General features: G+C 71.9%; 5 protein-coding genes. 1 reads left to right on the top strand and 4 read right to left on the bottom strand.

What is annotated here, in order from left to right; translation table 11 throughout:
* Positions 1-53: 53 nt before the first annotated feature.
* From ACFWJ4_RS40130 to ACFWJ4_RS40115, 4 genes are all read right to left on the bottom strand, one after another.
* A complete protein-coding gene (locus tag ACFWJ4_RS40130) occupies positions 54-1,070 on the bottom strand; it encodes an enediyne biosynthesis protein (RefSeq protein WP_380554043.1) in 1,017 nt (338 codons plus the stop codon).
* Positions 1,067-2,995: a CRTAC1 family protein gene (locus tag ACFWJ4_RS40125; RefSeq protein WP_359912795.1), complete on the bottom strand. Its 1,929-nt coding sequence runs from the start codon at positions 2,993-2,995 to the stop codon at positions 1,067-1,069. The genes ACFWJ4_RS40130 and ACFWJ4_RS40125 overlap by 4 nt, the downstream gene beginning before the upstream one ends.
* Before the next feature lie 562 nt (positions 2,996-3,557).
* On the bottom strand, positions 3,558-4,934 hold the full coding sequence (locus ACFWJ4_RS40120; RefSeq protein ID WP_380554040.1) for an FAD-binding oxidoreductase: 1,377 nt from the start codon (positions 4,932-4,934) through the stop codon (positions 3,558-3,560).
* A 28-nt stretch (positions 4,935-4,962) separates the two neighbouring features.
* Positions 4,963-6,204 (bottom strand): acyl-CoA dehydrogenase family protein, encoded by a 1,242-nt coding sequence (locus ACFWJ4_RS40115; protein WP_380554037.1) that lies wholly within the window; start codon positions 6,202-6,204, stop codon positions 4,963-4,965.
* A gap of 192 nt (positions 6,205-6,396) precedes the next feature.
* Between ACFWJ4_RS40115 and ACFWJ4_RS40110 the strand changes: the two genes are divergently transcribed.
* Positions 6,397-7,785, top strand: a complete 1,389-nt coding sequence (locus ACFWJ4_RS40110) for a condensation domain-containing protein (protein WP_380554034.1) — start codon at positions 6,397-6,399, stop codon at positions 7,783-7,785.
* Positions 7,786-7,821: the final 36 nt, after the last annotated feature.

Here is a 7,821-nt window from a genome sequence, read left to right as displayed (position 1 = left end):
GGCAGCGCCACAGCGCCGTTGCGGTGTCGTGCGCGGTGTCGCACGCGGGTGCCTCAGGCCGCGACCGCCCCGACCTGCTGCGGCTGCGCGGCCGTCCCGTCCGGGGCGCCCGCCCCGGCGGAGTCCGCCTGCCGGGACCGCTTGATCAGGTGCGCGACCCACCATCCGATCCCGCGCAGGGCGCAGACGATGGTGGTGGCGTAGAAGAGCGTGTAGACCACGTTGAACACCATCAGGACCGCGTAGACCATGGCGACCGAGGAGCCGAACATGAACTGGGCCTTGGCCTTCATCGGCGTCGTTCCCGGGTCGCTGATCATGTAGTTGGTGAACAGCACGAAGGCGACGCCGGTCATCGCGCCGAGCGCGGAGTACAGCGAGACGTCCCAGATCCAGTGCCGGACGAACGCCTGGATGGCGAACGCGCCGAGCCAGCCGACGATCAGCGGCGTCCGCTTGGTGAGCAGCGCGTTGATCACCGTTCCCGCGGTGGCGATGATCAGCGGGATCATGACCCGGAAGAAGGTGTTCGCGTTCTCCGTGAACTGGTACGGCGGCGAGATGCTGAACCAGGACCCGAAGCACACCAGCGACATCGTGATCCCGAAGTTGGACGGGTTCATGTAGTGCCGCATCCGGCCGGCGATCGGCGCCTGCAGGGCGTGCTTGCCGCCGACGCCGATGACCACCCCGAAGAACATCGGCAGCAGCTGGTTGTTCCCGTAGGTCAGCATGTTGACCGCGAGCGCCGTGATGTGGGCGGGCAGCAGGAACTCGTAGACCCCGCGCACCCCGTTGCCCAGGAAGCGCGGCGGGCGCCGCTGGGCCCAGCCGCTGATCAGCTCGAAGCAGATCTCGCAGGTGTAGGCGGTGAACACCGCGATGAACGGCCACAACCAGGGCTGTTCGAAGCCGAGCAGGGTGTAGCCGAAGGCGTTGAACACGCTGATGGAGATCGCGAAGTTGCGCAGGGCGAGGTAGCGCGGATCCTTGGGCTTCGCGGGGGCGGCGGGCGCGGGGGGCGCGGCGGCCGGGGCACCGCCGGGGCGGGACTGCGCGGTGGCGCTCATCGGTTCGGGACCTCCTGGGCGTCGCTGGTCAGCATCAGGGTGTGCGTACCGGCGGTGAGCTGCTCGGTCTTCTTGTGCATCCCGCCGTTCGCGTCCCGCCACCGCAGCTCGACGGTGACCGGACCCTGGTGGGAGCCGAGGCCGAAGCGCGTGTCGAAGCTGCGGAAGCCGCCGTGGCCGCCGCCGCCGTCGAGCTGGGAGATCTGGGTGCCGTCCGGGGTCATCACGCACACGGTGGCGCCGTACGCCGGCGACCCGGAGTTCACCAGGCCCTCGCCCGCCCCGCCCTCGGCGGTCGGCCGGTAGAGCCGCAGGTTCAGCTGGTTGCCCAGGTTGGGCGAGGTGTTGGCGTAGAAGGCGGGCGGGCCCCACTGGCGGGCCACCGCGAAGTCCAGCCGCCCGGTCCCGGTGGTGTCGCCGGTGGCGAGGCCGCGGGTCGGGGTGGGCACGGCGATGCCCAGTTGCTCGCTGATGTTGACGTACGGGCCGTCGGGGGTCTTGGCGTAGAAGGCGATCGCCTCGTCCCCGGCGATGTCGTCACCGGGCTGGACGTTGGGCCACATCGCGGGGTTGGACAGCAGGTCGTCGTTGGTCATGGCCATCTCCTGCAGCCACGGCCAGCGGTTGATCTTGCCCTTCACGAAGCCGGTGGCCTGGAGGACGTTGAGGTCGCCGCTGTTGAGGAAGTCGCCCATCTTGGCGTCCCAGCCCCAGCCGGTCCAGGCCATGCCGTGCTCCTGGGCCTCCTGGGTGAACGGCGCGATGCCGGCGTCGAGCTTGTTCCGCATGTCGGCTTCGTCCTTGGCCTTGTTGATCCAGACGAAGTTGCTCTCCTCCAGGCCCCAGGCGACGGTGATGTTGCTGACCATCATGTCGAACTTGCCGTCGTGGCCGAGGTCGCCGAAGTCGACGCCCATGCCCTTGAAGGAACCGTTGCCGAGCACGAAGGACTTGGGCGTGGTCGGGGTGCGCTCGCCCTTGGCCTCGGTGAGCTCGATGTGCCCGGGCGTCGACCGGTTGTACAGCAGGTGCCCGTGACCGAAGTCGTTGGCGACGTACAGCTCGGGCAGTCCGTCACCGGTCAGGTCGGCGCCGGAGATCGCCAGGGTCCATCCGGTCGACGCGTCGAAGGGGATGGCGCCCTTCTCCTCCACGTACGACGCCGTGGGCTCGGGCCCCGAGGTGCTCTGCTGCCAGCGCAGGACGTGGTCGCCGCCGGCGTTCTTGGCACTGGACAGCGAGTCGTTCATCACGACGTTCTTCAGACCGTTGGGGTCGAGGACGTCGGAGTCGGGGAAGTAGTTGCCGATCACGATCGACGGGTGTCCGCTGCCGTCGAGGTCGCCGACGTAGTCCGCGTCGGTGTTCCAGCGCGGGCCGTGGTACTTCCCGTCCAGCGACTCCGAGGCCACCAGCTCGCGCGGCACGTAGGAGCTCGCGGCGGGGGTCGTCGCGTCCGACTTGGCCATGAACAGGATGGGCGTGCGGCCCCAGTACGTCACCAGGAGGTCCATCCGGCCGTCGCTGTTGAAGTCGCCGGGTGTGCAGCCGGTGGGCGCCATGGTGTCGTCCATCGGCAGCGGCTTGCCGTCCAGCACGAAGGGCGTGAACCGGTCGGCCTGCCGGGCGGTCGGCGTGTACGTCACGACGACGCTGTCGGTCCTGGTGTCGACGATGCACATGCTGTTGGCCACACCGTGCCCGGTGAGGTCGTTGATCGCGATGCTGGCCCCGACCGAGGAGATCCACGAACGGATCTTCTGGTAGGCCGGGTTCACCTTCCGGACCGTCTTCATCGGCTGCTGGTCGTAGCCGGGCGGCATCGCGATGGGCATTTCCTTGAAGCCGTACTGCTTCGCGACCCCTTCCGCCCCGGCCACCGCGACCGAGCTCCGCGCCGCGAAGAACAGCGAGGCGGCCACCATGATCACCACCAGGCCCGGTACCAGTCTGCGGAATCGTTCACGGTTTGTCACCGAAATTCCCCTCTCGGCAGATCGCGTACGACCCTGCTTTCGCATCGAGTGCACTCCCGCGGTCGACTCCTGCGGGCCGAATAGGCCCGGGGTCCTGGTTCCGCGGTCCCGAAATGCGACGGTGAATCCCACTTCACTCGCAGGTCTACTGCACGAGCATGAACGCCGGACGCCCGCAAAGGCATCTCTCACATTGCTCACCGGCCGGGAACGGCTTTTGCCAATTGTTTTCCCGCCGAAAGAATCTCCGGCGGCGTGATCGGAAATGGGTGATCCGCCGCCCGCGATCGGCGATGGGCGATGGGCGATCGGCCCGGATACCCGGCCGCGGTCGCCCGCGCGTCGCGGGCCGGCGGACGGCGAGTGGCGGGCAGCGCGCGCCGGCCGGCCGGGAACACGCCGAAGCGCCCTCCGAACGGACGACGGAGGGCGCTTCGACAGCAGGTGGTTCGACGGCGGGCGCTCGGGCGGGCGCGCACGGGGCCGCCGGGCGGCGCGCGCTCGGCGGCGGTCAGTAGCGGGCGGAGGCCCCCGGCGGCACGTCGTGGCGCAGCCACCCGGCGGGGTCCACCCGGCGGCGCACCCGGTCCACCCGTTCGACGTCGGCCGCGGACAGGTGCCGCTGCGGCTGCTCCAGCCGCTCGACCAGGGTCGGCGCGGTCCGGCCGGTGTCCCAGGGCGTCAGGGCGGAGCGGACCTCGGCGCAGTGCGCCCGGGCCGCCGCCGTCGCGGCCGGGTCGAGCGCCAGGCCGCCGGCGGTGAAGGCGAAGGCGGCGTCGAGGTGGCTCAGTGCCCCGCCGTCCGGATCCGGCAGCGCGAGCGCGCCGCCGAGCTGCCGGAGTTCGGCGTTGACCAGTGGCGATCCCGAGCCCTCGCCGAGCACCCGGAGGAACGCCTCCGCGCCGTCCGCGCCGAGTTCGGAGAGCAGCAGGTGGTCCCCCACCACCGGCACCGGATCGGTCGGGTCCATGTGGGTGCGGACCACGGCCGGCGGGGTGGTGGTCTCCCAGGTGTCGAGCACCGGCTCGGCGACGGCCCGGAACCGGCCGAGCAGGTCGGCGGCCCGGCGTTCGGCGGTCGCCAGGCCGTCCTCGGTCGGACTGAGCACCACACCGGCCAGGCACACCACCGGACCGCCGGTCAGGGCCGGCGGGATCTCCGGCACGGCCGGCAGGTTCATCACCCGGAACACGGTGGTGACGTCCTCGGGCGCGTCCCGGGTCCAGCTCAGCCAGCGGGACAGCAGCTCGGGGCCGTGCGCGGCGGGCCAGAAGGCGGCGCCGGTGACCACCCGGGCCGCCGGGAAGAGCGCGATCTCGATCGCGGTGACGACGCCGAGTCCGCCGCCGCCCCCGCGCAGGGCCCAGAACAGCTCGGGGTCGGCGGTCGCCGAGACGCGGCGGAACTCGCCGTCCGGGGTGACGAGTTCGATCGCCCGGACGCTGTTCACGGCGAGCCCGGCCCGGCGGCCGTAGAAGCTGATCCCGCCGCGCAGCAGGTAGCCGACCACGCCGACCGTGGGCGAGGTGCCGTGCGGCGCGGCCAGCCCGTGCCCGGCGGCGGCCTCGACCACCGCGCCCCAGCGCGTTCCCGCCGGGACGCGCGCGGTGCGGGCCACCGGGTCGATCACGACCGGGCCCGCGGGCTCGGTGCGCAGCAGCAGGGATTCGTCCATCGGGCGGGCCGAGCCGGCGGCGTGCCCGGTGGTGTGCACCCGGACCCACCGGCCCGCGCGCTGGGCGTGACGCAGCGCCGCCTGGACCTGTCCGACGGTGCGGACCGTCACCGCCGCCGCGGGCCGCACCGGCGCGGCCAGGTTGAACACGGCGGTCGCGGCGGCGAAGGCGCGTTCCCCGGGCAGCGCGACGGCGTGCTCGGTCTCGGTCATGGCAGGAGCTCCTCGGCTCGTTGACGGGTCACTTGACGCCGAACCGGGCACGGGCCAGCTCCCGGGTGGTCACCGCGGACAGGAAGACCCCGATCCCGGAGTGGCTGTGCAGGGTGGACAGGTCGCGCCAGACCCGCTCGATCCGCTCCCCCTGCCGCACCGCGCTCGAACCCGCCGTCGGGAACAGCTGCCCCTCCACGGCGTGCCAGCACAGCCGGATCACCTCGCGGCAGATGGTGGCCAGGCGCAGGTCGTTCTCCCGGGTGAAGGCGCCCGGCCCCCGGGCGCACAGCTCCTGCCACTGGGCGATCGCCTGCAGCACGGCCGCCTCGGCCGTGGCGATCATGCCGGCCGCCTCGCCGTACCAGAACTGGTAGTCCGGGTCCTCGGCGCGGGTGACCACGGGCGGGAACAGCGTCGTGCGGGAGAGCATCAGCTCCTCGTAGGCGTCCAGCGCGCCCTGGGCCATGCCCACGGCGAGCGAGGCCACCTCCAGGAGCATGAAGCTGAGCGAGCCGCCGCCGTACTCCGGGTTGCCGTGCAGCCGGTAGCCGGGCGTGCCCCCGTCGACGACGACCTCGCTCATGTGCGTCCGCGGGAGCGTCAGGTGCTCCGGGACCCGGCCGTCCTCGATCACGATGCTGTGCGAGCCGCTGCCCTTGAGGCCCAGCTGGCCGCCCCAGTCGTCGAGCCGGCGGAACTCGGCGCGCGGAGCGACGAAGAGCATCGGCGCGGGCGGTTCGCCGTCCTCGCCGGGCACCGGGACGTGACCCATGAAGTGCGTCGCGTACGGCGAGCCCGAGCAGTAGTTCCAGGTGCCGTCGATCCGCCAGCCGCCGTCCTCGGCGCGCTCGGCCTTCCCGTTCGGCACGATGGTGGCCGGGCAGATGAAGTCGCCGCCGGCGAAGAGCTCGGCCTGCGCCCGCTCGTCGAACAGCGAGGCCGCGGGCAGGGCGTGGGTGGCGCCGAGGCAGTACATCCACCCGGTCGACGGGCAGCCGCGGGCCAGCGTCATCGCGACCCGCAGGAAGGTGTCGATGCCGAACTCGTAGCCGCCGTAGCGCTTGGGCACGAGGATCCGGTAGAAGCCGGCCCCGGCGAAAGCCTCGTGGGTGTCCTGGGCGTAGTAGGTGCGCTGTTCGGTCTCGGCTTGCCGGGGCACCAGGAGCGGCGCGATGGCCTCGGCCCTGGCGATGATCTCCCCGGGTGTCAGACCGGGCTCGGGCGGCTGCGGCGAGCCGGACCCTGCGGCGTTCATGGCGACCGTCATTGCGGCGCAGCTCCTCTACGGTTCGGGCGGGCGTTCCACCGAAGCTGGATGGACTTTCCCGGCCAGCCTGGCCCGCGGCCCGACCGGTGCGCATCTCCCGGATTGCCAGCACGATCGAAGAACCCACGGCCGCGGGGCCGTTGCTACGGTTCCGGGGCGAATTCGCCCCGGACTCCGTGAGAGGAATTCCCCATGAGCCCCAATGGAAAGCCGCAGTCGAACGCACCGGCGAGCAGGACGCCGCTCTCCTTCAACCAGGAATTCCTCTGCGGCTTCGACCGCGGCGACGACGAGGGGCCGTTCGGCCCGCGGTTCCACATCGTGCACGGCTGGCGCCTGCGCGGGAAGGTCGACGCCGCGACGCTGCAGCTGGCCCTGGACGACGTGGTGGTGCGGCACGAGGCCCTGCGCACGGCCATCGTCCGGGGCGAGGGCGAGCGGTACCAGGAGATCCATCCGCCGACCCCGGTCCGGCTGGAGCTGCGGGAGCTGGCCGGGGCGGATCCGGCGGCACGCGAGCGGGCGGTGGAGGACCTGATCACCGAGGTGGAGTCGGGCACCATCAGCGCGCGGGAACTCCCGCTGCTGAAGGCCACCCTGCTCCGCTTCGACGAGGAGGACGCGGTCCTGGCCCTCGTCGTGCACCACACGGCGGCCGACGGATGGTCGGTGCGGCTGATCATCCGCGATCTCGCCGTCCGCTACGCCGAGCGCCGCGGGCACACTCAGCCCGAGCTGCCGGTGGCCCTGCCGTACCGCGAGTTCTCGGCGTGGCAGCGGGAGTACGCGGCGGATCCGGCGCTGGAGGAATCACGCGCCTTCTGGCGGGAGCAGCTGGCCGGCGCCGAGATCTACTCGGTGGCCACCGACCGGCCGAAGTCGGCCGGCCTGCCGGAGTCCACCGCCATCCACCGCTTCACCGTCGACGCCGAACTGACCGCGCGGGCCGTGGAGATCGGCCGGGCGCTGCGCAGCACGCCGTTCATGGTGCTGATGGGCGCGTTCGCGGTGATGGTCGCGCGCTCCTCCGGAACGACCCGGGTGGTGGTGCCGACCTTCTCGCCGGGCCGCGGCGAGGACCGCTTCCACCACACGGTCGGGCCGTTCTTCAACTTCCTCCCGCTGTGCACCGAGCTCGCCGGGTCCCGCGACTTCGCCGAGGTGGTCGCCCGGATCCGCACCACGAGCCTGGAGGCGTACGCCCACGACATCCCGTTCGGGCAGATCCTCGCCCAGGCACCGGAGTTGATGCTGCCGACGCTGGAGGACGGCCGGGCGGCCTGTGTCTTCCAGGTCTTCCCGTTCCCGTTCCTGCTGGACGGGGAGCTGATCGGGGACCTGGAGTACACCGAGGTGCGGCGCCGGCTCACCTCGCAGCCGGTGGGCTCGGACGTGCCCAACGGCGCGCTGTGGACGCTCAACCTCGATCCGGCCGGGGACGTGGTGGCGGGCATCCAGTACAACAGCAACCTCTACGACGAGAGCTCGGTGGCGGAGCAGGTGGACCGCTTCCGCGAGGTGCTGCGGGAGCTGGTCGGCGCGCCGGACGCGCCCCTGGACCTCCGTACCGAGCGTTCCTGAACCACTGGGGCCGACGGTCCCCGCCGCGTGCGGCGG

Origin of the sequence: Kitasatospora sp. NPDC127067, assembly GCF_042724755.1 — a bacterium.
In the GTDB taxonomy this organism is placed as follows: domain Bacteria; phylum Actinomycetota; class Actinomycetes; order Streptomycetales; family Streptomycetaceae; genus Kitasatospora; species Kitasatospora lactacystinica.
This window is presented reverse-complemented; position numbering and strand designations above follow the sequence as displayed.